At 41.2% G+C, this 14,615-nt stretch carries 13 protein-coding genes; 11 read left to right on the top strand and 2 right to left on the bottom strand.

Translation table 11 applies throughout. The features are described from left to right. The coding region (locus ACJAT7_RS14150) for an AraC family transcriptional regulator (protein ID WP_415227460.1) at positions 1–91 on the top strand (91 nt) is incomplete at its 5' end. Positions 92–131: 40 nt separating this feature from the next. Here the strand turns inward: ACJAT7_RS14150 and ACJAT7_RS14155 are convergent. Then, a complete protein-coding gene (locus ACJAT7_RS14155; RefSeq protein ID WP_415227448.1) occupies positions 132–1,289 on the bottom strand; it encodes an FAD-dependent monooxygenase in 1,158 nt (385 codons plus the stop codon). 190 nt (positions 1,290–1,479) lie between these two features. Between ACJAT7_RS14155 and miaB the strand changes: the two genes are divergently transcribed. From miaB to ACJAT7_RS14205, 10 genes are all read left to right on the top strand, one after another. Then, on the top strand, positions 1,480–2,898 hold the full coding sequence (miaB, locus tag ACJAT7_RS14160) for a tRNA (N6-isopentenyl adenosine(37)-C2)-methylthiotransferase MiaB (protein ID WP_415227449.1): 1,419 nt from the start codon (positions 1,480–1,482) through the stop codon (positions 2,896–2,898). Between the two features lie 176 nt (positions 2,899–3,074). Continuing rightward, the gene (locus tag ACJAT7_RS14165; protein ID WP_415227450.1) at positions 3,075–4,100 is read left to right on the top strand and encodes a PhoH family protein; all 1,026 of its coding nucleotides are present in this window, start codon (positions 3,075–3,077) and stop codon (positions 4,098–4,100) included. Beyond that, on the top strand, positions 4,100–4,576 hold the full coding sequence (ybeY, locus tag ACJAT7_RS14170) for an rRNA maturation RNase YbeY (RefSeq protein WP_415227451.1): 477 nt from the start codon (positions 4,100–4,102) through the stop codon (positions 4,574–4,576). Before ACJAT7_RS14165 ends, ybeY begins: the two co-directional genes overlap by 1 nt. Before the next feature lie 9 nt (positions 4,577–4,585). Further along, positions 4,586–5,455, top strand: coding sequence for a CNNM family magnesium/cobalt transport protein CorC (gene corC, locus ACJAT7_RS14175; RefSeq protein WP_415227452.1), 870 nt, complete (start codon positions 4,586–4,588; stop codon positions 5,453–5,455). Further along, a complete protein-coding gene (lnt, locus tag ACJAT7_RS14180) occupies positions 5,445–7,013 on the top strand; it encodes an apolipoprotein N-acyltransferase (protein ID WP_415227453.1) in 1,569 nt (522 codons plus the stop codon). The genes corC and lnt overlap by 11 nt, the downstream gene beginning before the upstream one ends. Continuing rightward, positions 7,010–8,374 carry an MATE family efflux transporter gene (locus ACJAT7_RS14185; protein WP_415227454.1) on the top strand — a complete coding sequence of 455 codons (1,365 nt, stop codon included), beginning with the start codon at positions 7,010–7,012 and terminating at the stop codon, positions 8,372–8,374. Before lnt ends, ACJAT7_RS14185 begins: the two co-directional genes overlap by 4 nt. A 122-nt stretch (positions 8,375–8,496) precedes the next feature. Then, positions 8,497–9,243, top strand: coding sequence for an ATP-dependent zinc protease (locus ACJAT7_RS14190; protein WP_415227455.1), 747 nt, complete (start codon positions 8,497–8,499; stop codon positions 9,241–9,243). 11 nt (positions 9,244–9,254) lie between these two features. Next, the gene (locus tag ACJAT7_RS14195; RefSeq protein ID WP_415227456.1) at positions 9,255–10,769 is read left to right on the top strand and encodes an inactive transglutaminase family protein; all 1,515 of its coding nucleotides are present in this window, start codon (positions 9,255–9,257) and stop codon (positions 10,767–10,769) included. Positions 10,770–10,772: 3 nt separating this feature from the next. Then, positions 10,773–11,720 carry an alpha-L-glutamate ligase-like protein gene (locus tag ACJAT7_RS14200; RefSeq protein WP_415227457.1) on the top strand — a complete coding sequence of 316 codons (948 nt, stop codon included), beginning with the start codon at positions 10,773–10,775 and terminating at the stop codon, positions 11,718–11,720. A 263-nt stretch (positions 11,721–11,983) separates the two neighbouring features. After that, entirely contained in the window at positions 11,984–12,175 is a 192-nt protein-coding gene (locus tag ACJAT7_RS14205) for a hypothetical protein (RefSeq protein WP_415227458.1), read from the top strand. Positions 12,176–12,378: 203 nt separating this feature from the next. Here ACJAT7_RS14205 and ACJAT7_RS14210 read toward each other — a convergent pair whose 3' ends face one another. Continuing rightward, positions 12,379–14,451 carry a methyl-accepting chemotaxis protein gene (locus ACJAT7_RS14210; protein WP_415227459.1) on the bottom strand — a complete coding sequence of 691 codons (2,073 nt, stop codon included), beginning with the start codon at positions 14,449–14,451 and terminating at the stop codon, positions 12,379–12,381. Positions 14,452–14,615 lie beyond the last annotated feature (164 nt).

Below are 14,615 nucleotides of genomic sequence, written 5' to 3' on the forward strand. Positions count from 1 at the left end.
GGTCGGTTTTAGTAATTTATCGAATTTTAACCGCCAGTTTAAACAGAGTAAGCAGATGACGCCTAAGCAGTTTCGGTTGCTGTTTGCTTAAGCATTGCCAACCATTCTATTTGGCAATGCAAATTTTGCAGCTAAAGCCCCATCGCATACTTCATCACTCTGTTTTTTACAGCCCCACTGTTCTGCGCTAAGTGCAAAACACCTTTACGTAACCAACGCACTGAATCTAATTCGCACTTACTGCCTTTATAAAAGAGATCCATAGCGCTCTGCATCAACAGGTTGGCAGGCTTTCTTTTACACTCGTAACGTTTTAACAAAATAGACATTGGCAAATCAGGGCTGCTCTGCAGCAGATTAACTAAACATTCTGCATCCTTAAAACCAAGGTTGACTCCCTGCCCCGCCAAAGGATTAATGGTATGGGCCGCATCGCCGAGCAATACGCAGCTCCCTTTAAAATAGGTCTGTGCATGGCGACGAATTAAAGGAAAGGCGCCTTTATCTTCAACGGTAAAATCAAAGGGTAAAGCGGGAAACTCCGCGATAACAACCTCTTTTAACTGGCTGTTAGATAACCCGCTGAGCTGCCTTATTTTTTGCGGGCTGTGATACCAAACTAAACTGGCATTGTTTTCTGCAAGAGGTAAAAAAGCGCACGGGCCGGTTTCGCGAAACTCCTGCCAGGTGATATTTTGCTCCACACTATCGGTTTTAATATTAACCAACATACAGTGTTGACGGTAATCCCAGGCAGTAACCGGGATGTTTAATAACTGGCGCACGGTAGAGTTGCCACCATCACAAGCGACCAATAGTTGCGCCTTTATTTGCTGACCATTATCCAAGTCAACGCTCACAGCGGAGTCGCTATTATTGATATGGCTCACTTGCCGCCCTTCATAAAAAGTAACATTAGGCAGCGCTTGCAGGGCTTGCCATAACACAGCTTGAATCCAGCGGTTTTCAACAATATAACCTAATGCGTCAAGTTCAAGATCAGCACTGTCAAAACAAAGTTTCTGACTGCCCCGCTCCCAGGTTTGTAACCTTTGATAAGCACACACTCGATTTTTAGGAAGGCAATCCCATACTCCGGCAAGCGCAAGTAGTTTTTGACTCTGCGCGCTAAATGCTGAAACACGCAGATCAAAAGCCGCACTCTTAATAGGGGGAATAAAAGGTTTTTTTTCAACAAGGTGAATCGAGTCGCCCTGTTTTGCCAACAATAAGGCTGTTAATGTGCCGACCAAGCCGCCACCAACCACAATTACTTGCCTGCTTTGCATTATTATTCCTTTTCTAGCGATGATACTTCAAGATCCATTGTAAGCAAATTATCATGAATAATGGAGAAAATTCTTAATTTAGCGCTGTCGCGCACAGACAGATAGATAGCCAAACAAAAAGTGGCAAGTTAGTCTTGATATGCGTAAAATGCGACCTCTTTATTTAGAATCACAGTATGAGCGGCAAATTATGAGCATGAAATTACACGTCAAAACCTGGGGTTGCCAGATGAACGAATACGATTCATCTAAAATGGCCGATCTATTAAATTCCACCAACGGTTATATCGCAACCGATAATGCAGAAGATGCTGACGTTATTTTATTAAATACCTGCTCAATTCGTGAAAAAGCACAAGAAAAAGTATTTCACCAACTTGGCCGCTGGAAAAAATTAAAAGAGAAAAACCCCAATTTAATCATTGGTGTCGGTGGTTGTGTTGCTTCTCAGGAAGGTAAAGCAATCCGCTCACGCGCGCCCTATGTTGATATTATATTTGGCCCGCAAACCTTGCACCGTTTACCTGCGATGATTAAACAGGTTCAGCAGGGCGACGGTACTATTGTTGACGTCAGCTTCCCTGAAATTGAAAAATTTGACTCGTTGCCTGAGCCAAGGGCGGAAGGTGCGACTGCGTTTGTCTCTATTATGGAGGGTTGCTCGAAATACTGCACTTACTGCATTGTCCCTTATACACGTGGTGAAGAAGTGAGTCGTCCGCTTGATGATATCTTATTAGAAATTGCGCAGTTGGCAGAGCAAGGCGTACGTGAAGTTAACCTGTTAGGACAAAATGTAAACTCTTTCATCGGTGCGACGCACGATGGTGGAACCTGCAGTTTTGCACAGTTATTGCGCTATGTGGCATCCATTGATGGCATCGATCGTTTGCGTTACACCACCAGTAACCCAATCGATTTTTGCGATGAAATTATTGATGTTTATAAAGATACGCCTGAGTTGGTCGATTTCCTCCATCTACCTGTACAATCAGGCTCAGATCGCATCTTAAACCTAATGAAGCGCGGCCACACAGCAGAGCAATACAAAGAAATAATTGCCGATTTAAAAATGGTGCGTCCTAATCTGACACTAAGCTCAGATTTTATTGTCGGTTTTCCCAATGAAACAGATCAAGATTTTCAGCAGACAATGGATCTGATAGATTATATCGGCTTTGATGCAAGTTACAGTTTTATCTACAGCCAACGTCCGGGAACCCCTGCTGCGGATATGCCAGATGATGTAACGCTGGAAACTAAAAAGCTGCGCTTATCGATATTGCAAGACAGGATTCATCAGCATTCCCAACAAATTGGCCGCCGAATGGTGGGCAGTGTGCAACGAATTTTAGTCGAAGGCCCTTCACGTAAAAATATTATGGAATTGTGCGGGCGTACAGAAAACAACCGTATTGTTAATTTTGAGGGCGATCATCTCTCTATCGGCGGATTTGTTGATGTAGAAATTACCGAGGTGCACAGCAATTCGATTCGCGGAAAATTTATCCGTGGCGAAGCACAAATGAATTTGCGTGAAGCGATTCGCCCCAGTGATATTCTAAGTAAGCGTCAAGAGACATCGGGTGTATCAACATTTACCCCCTAGTTTTAAAGCGGCGATGAAAATTCCACTTCATACTCAACTTTTGATAAACAGAAATTTTATCCGTGGCGAAGCACAAATGAATTTTCGTGAAGTGATTCGCCCAGTGATATCCTAAGTAAGCGTCAAGAGACATTGGGTGTATCAACATTTACCCCGAATAAAAAGGTTTAACCATTTTGACTACAAAGCTGACTACCGTGCACCTTGATTTAGTGCCTGAAGATACAGACAGATTAGCGCTATTATGCGGCTCTTTTGATGAAAACATCAAACAGATTGAACGTCGTTTAGGTGTTGAAATTATCTACAAAAATTCGCACTTTCAGATTGTCGGTGAGCATCGTTATGCTCAGGCTTGCAGCGATCTTTTAAAAGCGCTGTATATTGAGACGCAAACCATAAAAGGCAAAACCTCTACGTTATCAGATGCAGATGTGCATCTTGCGCTGCAAGCGTTGATCTCTAACCACCGACTGCTGGAGGTCGAACAGCCACAGGCAAAGAGCGGTATTGATAATCTTTCTATTAAAACCAAACGCGGGGTGATCAAACCGCGTGGTGAAAACCAAACTAAATATATCAGTAACATTTTACAAAATGACATTAGTTTCGGTGTTGGCCCGGCAGGTACTGGCAAAACATATCTGGCTGTAGCTTGTGCTATTGAAGCGTTAGAACGTCAGGAAGTGCGCCGTATTCTACTAACGCGTCCTGCTGTGGAAGCGGGTGAAAGATTAGGCTTTTTACCCGGTGATTTAGCGCAAAAAGTGGATCCCTATCTACGTCCTTTATATGACGCATTATTTGAAATGCTCGGCTTTGAAAAAGTTGAAAAATTGATTGAACGTAATATTATAGAAATTGCACCGCTTGCTTATATGCGCGGACGCACCTTAAATGATGCCTTTGTTATTCTTGATGAAGCGCAAAATACCACGGTTGAACAGATGAAAATGTTCTTAACCCGTATCGGTTTTAATTCAACCGCAGTGATCACCGGCGATATTACACAAATCGATCTGCCGCACCATCAAAAATCTGGCCTGCGTCATGCAATTGAAGTGCTCCGCGATGTTGAAGACGATATCAGTTTTAGCTTTTTTGTGGCCGATGATGTTGTACGTCATCCTGTTGTTGCACGTATTGTTAAAGCGTATGAAGCCTTTGAAAATAAAGCTGCAATTAAAGCGGGGAAAAACTAATGGAACTGTTTGTTGATTTGCAAATCGCCACAGCAGGTGAATATTTTCTACCTGATTTAACCGCCATGGAAAAATGGATCCACACCGCCATTGTTGCAGGCTCGGAAAAAGAGCGTGAAGAAGCTGAATTAACAGTGCGTATTGTTGACTATGAAGAAGGCCGACAATTAAATTTTCAATATCGAAATCAAGATAAAGCAACGAATGTCTTGTCATTTCCTTTTCAAAATCCGCCAGGGATCACGTTACCTTTACTGGGCGATCTGATAGTCTGTAAAGATGTAGTTGAAAATGAAGCAAAAGAACAAGATAAAACATTGACTGAGCATTGGGCGCATATGCTTATTCACGGCACACTGCACCTGTTAGGTTATGATCATATCATCGATCAAGAGGCCCTCGAGATGGAGGCTCTTGAAACAAAACTACTAATAGAGCTTGGTTTTGCAGATCCCTATTTAAGTGAAAAAGAGTAAATAAAATTAATGTCAGAAGACAAAACACATTCGACGCAAGATAGTTCAAAATCTGGACTATTCGATAAAATTGGTAATCTATTTCAAGGAGAGCCGAGAAACCAAACAGAGTTACTAGAGATCATTCAGGGCGCAAAACAGCGCGAAGTCATTGATCAAAAAACCAAAGATATGATCAAAGGCGTATTAGATGTATCTAAGCTACGTGTCCGCGACATTATGATCCCCCGTTCGCAAATGATTACTTTAAATTTACATCAAACTGTCGATGAATTTCTGCCTAAACTTATCGAATCAACACATTCACGCTTTCCTGTTATTACTGAAGATAAAGATCACATTGTCGGTTTGTTACTTGCTAAAGATCTTATTAAATTTGGCTTCACCCCTGAAGCAAACGACTTTAAAATTGAAGATATTCTCCGTGAAGCTGTGGTTGTACCTGAAAGTAAACGCTTAGATACTTTATTAAAAGAGTTTCGCAGCAAACGCTATCATATGGCCATTGTGGTTGATGAGTACGGGGGTGTCTCGGGGCTGGTAACCATTGAAGATATTTTAGAGGTGATAGTTGGTGAGATTGAAGATGAATTTGATGACGAAGAGATTGCTGAAATTCGAAAAATTGGCAAACGCACTTATACGGTCAATGCGTTAACATCAATTGATGATTTTAATGAATTCTTTTCAACCTCATTTAATAGCGAAGATCAAGATACCATTGGTGGCTTGATCACTCATCAGCTTGGCCATTTACCTGGTCGCGGTGAAAGCATCTCAATGCGCGGATATAAATTTAAGGTAACGAATGCAGACAGTCGCCGTTTAGTACAGCTGCAGATACGTATCCCAAAAGAGTTAAAACCTATTGAACAGTAACATCCAAAGCAAGCTAACTACTTTTACAGCGCATCTTTACGGGCAACTTCTTATTGCCCTTTTTTTAGGTGCAATTCAAGTTTTTGCTTTTTCTCCTTTTGAGCAGTGGTGGGTACTCTACCCTTCAATAATCGGCTTGTTTTTGTTATTACAACAAGTTCAAAAAAGTACGCAACACTATTTTTTAGTCTGTTTTACTTTTAGCATCTCAATGTTTATAGCCACTATTCACTGGATTTATGTCAGCATGGATCTGTTTGGTGGTATGCCACTCATCGTCAGTGCACTTTTAATTATTCTTTTATGCGCATATTTAGCCTTATTTCCAACAGTTGCACTATGGGCAAGCATACGATTTCAATGGCTATCAGATACAACGCGTTACCTTTTAGTTATCCCGGTTTTATGGTTGATTTCGGATTGGCTGAGAGGTTATATATTAACCGGATTTCCTTGGGTATATTTAGGCTATAGCCACGCCGACACCCCTTTAGTCGGATTTGCTCCCGTATTAGGCGTTCAGGGGATCACACTGGCAATAATGATTATTTGTGGCGCGCTCACCCTTGTTATTCAAAAACAGAAAATAGTATTAAGTATCACCCTGATTGGTAGCTTACTAATAACCGGATCTATTTTACAAAAACAACAATATAGTTCGCCACAGCCGGAAATAATGGTGTCATTAGTACAAGGTAATATCGACCAGAATCAAAAATGGAAAAGCGATCAGCTCACCCCCTCGCTCTTTAAATATCTCGATCTCAGTGAAACCGGCTTAGATTCAGAGCATGAATTAATTGTCTGGCCTGAGTCAGCCGTTGCAGCCTTAGAAGTTGATCTGCAGGGATTTTTACAACCTTTATCGACTAAGCTAGCAGCACAAAACAAAACCTTAATTACCGGCATTATTGGCTATACGCTGGCCACCGACGCGTACCACAATACCATTATCGCATTAGGTAAATTACCCAAAGGCGATGATTACGCTTTAACAGGGAAAAATCGCTACCAAAAACATCATTTATTACCTATTGGTGAATTTGTCCCATTTGAAGATCTGCTTCGTCCGCTTGCCCCTTACTTTAATCTGCCTATGTCCAGCTTTCAGCGTGGCGACGAAGTTCAACCTAATTTACAAAGCGGATTAACAACATTCGCCTCAGCGTTATGTTATGAGATAGCCTTTCCCGAACTGCTGCGCAAAAACATCACCGAGAAAACAGGCATGCTATTAACCTTAAGCAATGATGCATGGTTTGGAGACTCTATTGGCCCAGATCAACACTTGCAGATTGCCCGAATGCGCGCCATTGAATTTGCCCGTCCACTGCTGCGCAGTACCAATAACGGTGTAACCGCTATTTATGGCGCCAAAGGAGAGGAGCTAGGCCGACTTGCTCCTAATACGGCAGACGTATTAAGCAGAAAGGTACATCCTGCGTTTGGCAAGACCCCCTACCAGATTTTTGGCTCGACTCCGCTTTACTTATACTGCCTATTAACACTGATAGGAGTTTTTTTCCGCTACAAAAAAGTGAATAAAGCAGCTCAATGAAAAATAAAATAGCGACCTTTCGCCATCCTGATTTTCAACAAAAACTTTGGCACTTAGCCCTGCCGATCACTTTTCAGTCGCTTTTATATTCATTTCTTGGCCTGGTTGATATTTTGATGGTCAGCCAGTTGGGTGAAAATGAGATCGCCGCAGTCGGTCTGGGTAATAAAATATTCTTCTTTAACCTGTTAATTATGGTCGGCGTCACTCATGCGGGGGGAGTGCTTGCCTCACAGTATTTTGGTGCTAAAGATCTATCCGGATTAAGACGCAGTTTAATTATTTCACTGCTCTTTACTTTTTTGCTTACTATCCCCTTTATCGTTTTTTATACCCTCTCTCCAGAAACAGTAATCGGGCTTGCCAGTCAAGATCCAGCGCTTATATTATTAGCCAATGACTATCTCGTTATCACATCATGGAGCTATATTTTCACCGCTGTGGTGCTGCCCATTGAAACCGCTTTACGCTCGGCGGGTGATAGTAAAACGTCGATGCGCATCAGCATGCTGGTTATACCCGTCAATGCCCTGCTTAACTACATTTTTATTTTTGGCCATCTGGGACTGCCTGCAATGGGTGTGGAAGGCAGCGCGTGGGGAACCTTTATTGCACGTGCGCTGCAGTTGTTTTTTATGCTCTATTTGGTGGCCAAAAATCGTCCCTTTATTATTAGTAAACGGGATGAAATAAAACAAGCGTTAAGCAGATATGAACTAAAACGTTATATAAAACTTGCAATACCTATGGTGTTACACGATGGAAGCTGGGCCTTAGGTGTTTTTGCTTACACCTTAATCTTTGCCATGATTGGTATACAGGAGCTGGCTGTAATTAGTATGGTATCGACCATTGAGCAAACTGTTTTTGCGCTATTTATTGGTATCGCTATTGCCAGCGGCACTATGATAGGACATCAACTCGGCGCAAAATCATTCCATCTTGCCTGGCAACAGGCTTGGACCTTTATCCTCTTTGTGCCAATTCTGGCGTTTATCTTTACCCCTATCATCATTATATTCAGGGAACCGCTGTTATCTCTATTTCCGGCTCTCTCTTTAAGCGCGAGTGAAAGCGCATCGCAGGTATTACTGGTGCTGGCATGTGCCCTATTTATCAAGGTTATTAACTTTATTGGCATTATCGGCGTACTGCGTAGTGGCGGAGATGTTCAATACAGTACCTTTGTTGATATTTTCTGCATGTGGTGTGTGGGTATACCATTAGCTTATATTGCCGTTAAATATTATAACGTTAGCTTAGTAGAAGCGTATATTGTGACATTATCTGAAGAGTTCCTTAAAATTATTCTGGTTATCCAGCGTATTCATAAAAAACAGTGGTTAAGAAATATGATATAGAGCTAAAATAACGCCCGCAGAGCATAATAGCTGCAAAATAAAAGTGAGATTAATCCAGCTATTTAAACGTCAAGCTGATAATATCCTCCTTTTGCTTTCTAAATAATGGTTAGGAATTTTTTATGTTTTTCAATAAAACCACACTTATCACTGCATTCATTCTTTTTAGTTGCACCGGGTGTGTTAATTTAAAGAATGAAGCGCAACAAAAACAGATAAACACGCTGACAGCTGATCTTGCTCAGACACAGGAAACTAACCAGAAAACGCAAATAGAATTGGCAGAAACAAGTGAAGCGTTACAAAGCAGTCAGAATAAAATCAAAGAGTTAGATGCCTTACTTATTGAGGCAAAAAAAGTAAAAGCGCCGAAACCTAAACCTAAAGTTAAACCAACGCCAGCTGCGGTTCAAAAGATTAACCACATCAATGGTAAAACACTTTTTGGGCAGTCCGAATGGGTTTATATTTCAGCGATAAAAAGTAGCTATAAAGCCCGAATTGACACCGGTGCCGCCACCTCGTCCATTAGTGCGTTTGATATCGAACGCTTTGAACGTGATGGTGAAAAATGGGTGCGTTTTAATTTAGCCGATGACGAGGGCAACGAAACAAAATTAATCGAAGCTAAAATTGAGCGTATCGTAAGAATAGTGCAAGCAACTGCAGAGGACAGCACAGAAAGACGCTATGTTGTTAAATTACATGTCCGTATCGGTGATCTGGAGCAGCAGACAGAGTTCACCTTAACGGATCGCCAGCATATGGAATATCCGGTACTCATCGGCCGTACATTTTTGCAAGATGTCATATTAGTTGATGTCAGCAAAGAATATATCCATCCTCAATATCACGCCGAAAAAGAATAATAGGGGTACTCATGAAAGCACGAATTTTCTTTTTCGCCTTCGTTGCCAGCTTATTTCTGATCGGTATTTCACAAACGGTACAGCGCCACTTGGCGTTTGATATTCCCTGGCTGCCGGGTGAAACACGTACTATCTGGAATATTGATGCGAGAATTGATTTTGACGCAAAAGATATGCCGATTATCGCTTCGTTAACAACCCCCAAAGCACAAGCAGGCTATGCACTGCTCAGTCAAAATGCCGCCTCTCCCGGCTATGGTCTCTCATTTTTAGATGACGCCTTCGCGCCAAAAGCACAATGGACAATTCGAAAAGCCACAGGAAAACAAACACTTTATTATAATATTCAGCTACTTGTTGATAGTAAAAATATCGATCCAGTAAGTACTGAAATGCCGCCTTTATTGGATATAGTGCATGATCCTGCAAGCACGGATATTATCAGAGATGCATTTAAAACAAGTGCAGATGCGTTTAGCTTCACACGGGAACTGTTAAAGGCACTCAATGCACAACAGCCAAGTCAAAATGTTAGATTACTTCTGACCAGTAAACTAAGCAAAACAGATCTTCTGATCACACTGTTAAATGAAGCAAATATTCCAAGCAAAAAAATTGGTGCGCTGCACTTAGAAGATGGCCGTCGCCGTCAACATTTACAGCCTTTAGTTGAAGTATTTCAGGAAACAGACGGCGTTATCACCTCTAAACTATTTAATGCAGCGAGCGCTGAAGCGGTAGATCGTCACAACCTATTACTTTGGGATCAAAGCGGTAAAGCGCTACTTGAACTCGTTGGCGGTAAAAACTCCAAAGTTAGCTTTTCCATGATTATACAAGAGCTGCCTGCATTAGCCGCTATCTTACAAAAAGCCGATAAGGAGCATCTATTTAACTTCTCCATTCATAGCCTACCTGTTGAAGATCAATCACTGTTTAAAGGTATCTTAATGATTCCTTTAGGTGTGTTGATTGTTGTTATAATGCGCGTTTTAATTGGCCTTAAAACCTCCGGTACCTTTATGCCTGTTTTAATCGCGATGGCATTTATTCAAACAAGTCTCGTCACTGGCCTGGTTGGTTTTATTTTGCTTGTTGCAGTGGGCCTATTTATTCGCTCCTATCTATCACACCTCAACTTATTACTGGTGGCACGAATATCCACCGTGATCATTATGGTAATTCTTTTGATTGCAATGTTTGGCGTATTGTCATACAAACTGGGACTGACTGAAGGCCTTAAAATTACTTTCTTCCCGATGATCATCCTCTCTTGGACGATTGAGCGTATGTCTGTTTTATGGGAAGAGGAAGGCCCTAAAGAGGTGATATTGCAGGGCGGTGGAAGTTTAACCGTGGCAGTACTGGCGTACTTTGCCATGAGCAATGAGATCGCGCGTCATCTGCTGTTTAACTTTATCGGACTACAGTTCGTTATTATGGCGTTAGTGTTGCTACTGGGCAGCTATACAGGTTATCGCTTATCAGAGTTACGCCGCTTTAAACCTCTGGCCGATAGGGAATAAACTATGTGGCTATGCAGTCCTTTTAAACTTAAAAGAAAAGGTATATTGGGTATGAACCAACGCAATAGTGGCTATATTGGCCGCTATAATCCGCGTAAACTGTACCCACTCGTTGATAATAAACTAAAAACCAAACAGATTGCCCACGCTGCAAATGTAACGACTCCCGCTTTATTAGGCGTTATTTCGATGCAGGTAGAAGTCGCAGGCATTGAAGCACAGATAAAAAACACAGCCGGATTTGTTATCAAACCGGCAAAAGGCAGTGGTGGTAAAGGTATTCTGGTTATCACTAAAGTCGAACATGGCCGTTATTATAAAGCCAATGGCCATGAAGAGAGTCTCTCTGAAATTAAACGTCACCTGACTGATATCCTTGCGGGGTTATTTAGTCTCGGTGGAAGTGCTGATGTTGCTGTGGTTGAAGCTTTAATTCAGTTTGATAATGCCTTTGACGGTTTTAGTTTTGAGGGCGTCCCTGATGTACGCGTGATCGTATTTAAAGGCTTCCCGGTAATGGCAATGATGCGTCTTTCCACTGCTGCGTCTGATGGTAAAGCAAATTTACACCAAGGGGCTGTCGGCGTTGGCATTGATATAACAACAGGTAAAGCGTTACATGCAGTACAGTTCGGACTGCCTGTTGAATATCATCCCGATACCAATAAAGAGCTTAAAACATTAGAAGTGCCTAGATGGGATCGTCTTATTTATTTGGCCGCTAGCTGTTATGAGATGACGGGTATGGGGTATCTGGGAACAGATATGGTACTTGATCGAGATTTAGGCCCCATGTTGTTGGAGCTTAATGCACGTCCAGGTTTAGCTATTCAAATAGCCAATGGCAAAGGTATTCTGCCGCGGTTAAAATTAATTGAAAGTTTGGGTGACAATCATGGCATGAGTGTTGAAGAACGAATCAGTTTTTGTCAAAAACATTTCTCCCAATAATAATAAATACCACATTATCTAAGCCCCTGTTTATTAAAATAAACAGGGGCTTTTTTTTTATGAATTGACCGGAAACAGACGTGCCATTGGTATTATTAAGCAACAAAGTGATACTCGTTATATACTTTAAAGTGAGGGTGTAGAGCAACTTACCAGATGTTTTGCAAATAAGATTAAGATAATCGCAGCTTCTATTTATAGCAATTAAGATCTCAATATTCAGGGATGGGTATTCTCAAGTGAGCATTGTGGAAATTATGCTAATGAAGTACCAAAAAGGAGGAAAAATAATGACCATTCAAGAGTTAACGACTATGCAATTAGCCGCTGATATTTCTGAACTACTAGATGCCATGATTCTGGAGTTAGAGCTTCGTGGTTGTGAAGCAAATTTTGAGTTGATTAAACGTGCGCTAATCATACAAGAACAGCTTAAAACGCTAAAAGAAAGTTAATGGTGATTTTAGAAAAATAACAGCGAATCAGCACATCACAAAGCAAAAAATTGCCGGATATTATTCGCATGGGGATTTTGTTTATTAGCCCTTTATTGCAGCTAGCTACTGTTTTCAGATAAAAAGGCAACAAAAAACGGCCCAGTAAGGCCGTTCATTACCATAAAGCTAGCTGTACTTTTTTTAAATCAAAAAGGTTGCAGCTATTTTAATTTAAATTTACTCACCAGCGCATCTAATTGTGCATTAACCGATGCCAAATTTTGCGTGCTATCAACCGTTGCCTGTCCATTTCGAGTAAGCTCTAATACCATCTCATGAATATTACTCATATTACGGCTAACCTCTTCACTTACTGAACTTTGCTCTTCAGAAGCGGTTGCAATTTGTGCGCTAAGATCATTAATTTCCACAATAAAATTGGTCATTGTATCTAAGCTTTCGGTAACGCGTTCAGTATTTTCCGCCGTGCGTTCACAGCTTGCTTTGGTTACATCCATCGCTGCCACTGCATCGGTGGCATCTTTACGCAATTTGCCAAGTATTGTATTAATTTCAGCCGTACTGCTTTGAGTGCGCGCCGCCAGTGAACGAACCTCATCGGCAACCACGGCAAAACCACGCCCCTGCTCACCCGCTCGTGCGGCTTCAATTGCAGCATTAAGAGCCAATAGATTGGTCTGCTCTGCAATAGCACCAATCACACCTAATACACTGATAATCTCCAGAGTATTTTCATTCATAGTATTAATGCTTGATGATGCGGACTCAACTTCATCCACCAAAGCTATCACACTGTTTGAAGCATCTGTCACCGTCTCTTTTGATAATAGCGCTTGTGCATTGGCTTGTTGCGTATTACTGGCTGTTTCAGTAGCGCTCTGCGCCACAGTGTCAGAGGTCGCACTCATTTCAGTAATAGCACTGACAACCTGTTCTGTTTCTGCAGCATGAGTAATTAACGCTCTGCTATTTTGCTCTGACTGTACGGTAAGCTGCTGAATATTTTCTGTTATATGCGTTGATGCCTGTGAAATCTCAATGATCATCGACTGCAGATAAATAATAAAACGGTTAACGGACCGACCAATATCCCCCAACTCATCATTAGAAACAAGATCGATGCGCGAGGTTAAATCTGCCTCACCCGTGGATAATGTGTCAATACGCTCTTTTAATACAACCAGACCTTTGACAATCGCACTGACAATCCATACTGCAATAACAAAAAAGAGAACAAGCAAAACTAATGATATGGTGATCACCGAGCTAACTTTTTCCGCAAAAATTTCTTCAGTGGCCTTTGTTAAGCTCGTTTGTGCGGCAACAATATCGCTTTCATAAGCCCCAGTCACTATGGTCCAGCCCCATTCAGGGAAAATTTTACGGGCATAGGCAATTTTATTTTCAGTTTTTTTAGTGGTCGGATTTTCATAAATTATTTTAACAATTGCTTCAGATTTATCTTTTATACTTGCCGCAATGGTTGTTGTGCTGGCAACCTTTGTGCCCACAATTTCAGCTTTCGGGTGGGCAAGAATTTTCCCCTCTTTATCCTGTATCCAAAAATAGCCATTATCCCCATACTTAGCAATAGTGACAGCGTGCAATGCTGCACTGATTTTATCCTGCTTTAGGGTGCTGATATATTCGCCACTGGCAACAACCAAATTTAACGGTTTAAAATAAAAAGAGGCGGTCAGCTTATCTTCCACTTTTTGCGTGGTCGGATTCATAAAAGGATACTGACTAAAACCGATAGGGTTGTTTTTAGCTGACGCAACTACCGCACGTACAAAATAATTACCATCGGCATCTTTTTTATCGTAACCATTTATGCCGACCCAGTCTAAGTGACCACCGTATGCTTTACTGATCCACAAATCTGCATCATAAGCGAAAAAATAACGGCCGTTATCCCAACGATGCTGATTAAGAAAAGCGTAAATACTGCTTGCGGCTTCGCTCTCTGAATCACTTGCTTCATAAATTTTTTCAATGGTTATTTTGAACGTAGTCATCTCGGCCGCTAGATCTTTTTTGATCTGATCTAATTTTGATTGTTCATAAAAATTGGAGATAGAGAGCGTTACGGTATCAATCTGTCCCTTTAGTTTTTCATCAAGAACAGCTGAAAATTTACTTCTTACATTGTTTGCCTCTTCTTTAAGTACCGCATTTTCTGTATTTATTAGCGAGGTGATAAAAAAACCGCCCATTAATAAGAGTGGTACGCACAAGGTAATGATAAGCTTTGCTTTCATAGTAAATTTCACAAGATTAGTCCTTTTTTTTGTGATTTAATAAGTGCTAACTAAATCCCCCATTAGATAGCGAATTATGATTATTAAACCACAATTCAGTTTCAATTACCTGAGGTTGATCAATTGCTTATAAATAATATGACCTGCATTATGACTAAATAATCTAAACACAGACG

The organism is Psychromonas sp., assembly GCF_047632995.1.
GTDB lineage: Bacteria > Pseudomonadota > Gammaproteobacteria > Enterobacterales > Psychromonadaceae > Psychromonas.

What these genes read in the sequence shown, in the direction of transcription:
- ACJAT7_RS14155 (WP_415227448.1), bottom strand. Translation starts at nt 1,289, where the DNA reads ATGCAAAGCAGGCAAGTAATTGTGGTTGGTGGCGGCTTGGTCGGCACA.
- miaB (WP_415227449.1), top strand. Translation starts at nt 1,480, where the DNA reads ATGAGCATGAAATTACACGTCAAAACCTGGGGTTGCCAGATGAACGAA.
- ybeY (WP_415227451.1), top strand. Translation starts at nt 4,100, where the DNA reads ATGGAACTGTTTGTTGATTTGCAAATCGCCACAGCAGGTGAATATTTT.
- corC (WP_415227452.1), top strand. Translation starts at nt 4,586, where the DNA reads ATGTCAGAAGACAAAACACATTCGACGCAAGATAGTTCAAAATCTGGA.
- ACJAT7_RS14185 (WP_415227454.1), top strand. Translation starts at nt 7,010, where the DNA reads ATGAAAAATAAAATAGCGACCTTTCGCCATCCTGATTTTCAACAAAAA.
- ACJAT7_RS14190 (WP_415227455.1), top strand. Translation starts at nt 8,497, where the DNA reads ATGTTTTTCAATAAAACCACACTTATCACTGCATTCATTCTTTTTAGT.
- ACJAT7_RS14195 (WP_415227456.1), top strand. Translation starts at nt 9,255, where the DNA reads ATGAAAGCACGAATTTTCTTTTTCGCCTTCGTTGCCAGCTTATTTCTG.
- ACJAT7_RS14200 (WP_415227457.1), top strand. Translation starts at nt 10,773, where the DNA reads ATGTGGCTATGCAGTCCTTTTAAACTTAAAAGAAAAGGTATATTGGGT.
- ACJAT7_RS14205 (WP_415227458.1), top strand. Translation starts at nt 11,984, where the DNA reads ATGAAGTACCAAAAAGGAGGAAAAATAATGACCATTCAAGAGTTAACG.